1 protein-coding gene is annotated in these 690 nt (G+C 42.2%); it reads left to right on the plus strand.

What is annotated here, in order from left to right; genetic code table 11:
• Window positions 1-478, plus strand: a 478-nt coding sequence (locus ACP45E_RS00980) for a formyltetrahydrofolate deformylase (protein ID WP_141707166.1), incomplete at its 5' end; no start/stop codon positions are given.
• Window positions 479-690: the final 212 nt, after the last annotated feature.

Consider the following 690-nt stretch of genomic DNA (forward strand, 5'->3'; position numbering starts at 1 on the left):
CACCCTAAAAACGCTCACTGAACGTTTCGATATCCCTTACCATACTGTCTCTCATGAAGGTCTCAATAGAGAAGAACATGAGCAAGAGATGCTTGAAGTGATTGAAAAATATGATGCTGATTATTTAGTTCTGGCCAAATACATGCGCGTATTGACCCCTGGATTTGTGGAAAAATACCACCATAAAATCATTAATATCCACCATAGTTTCTTACCCGCGTTTATCGGTGCGAAGCCATACCAACAAGCTTACGAACGCGGTGTAAAAATCATTGGTGCCACAGCTCACTTTGTCACCAATGATTTGGATGAAGGGCCAATCATCAAACAAGATGTTATCCCGGTCGACCACAACTTTAGCGCACAAGACATGGCACGAGCAGGTCGAGATGTAGAGAAAAATGTGCTGAGCAAAGCGCTCAACAAAGTATTAAATGATCACGTTTTCGTTTACGGAAACAAGACTGTCATTCTTTAATTTTTGACCGATTTAGCTATTGGCTGCTTTAGTGGTTGGCTACCTATTCTGCAGACAAAGACAATAGTGACAAATAGACAATAAAAATGGCGCTGTTAAGGCGCCATTTTTATTCTTAATAACGCTATCTGTTTGTGGATTACAAACGTATGGCGAGTTCCACACCCTGTTTAATCGCTCTCACCGCATCCAACTCACCGGCATGGTCCGCG

This window comes from Vibrio genomosp. F10 str. 9ZD137 (assembly GCF_049974785.1).
In the GTDB taxonomy this organism is placed as follows: domain Bacteria; phylum Pseudomonadota; class Gammaproteobacteria; order Enterobacterales; family Vibrionaceae; genus Vibrio.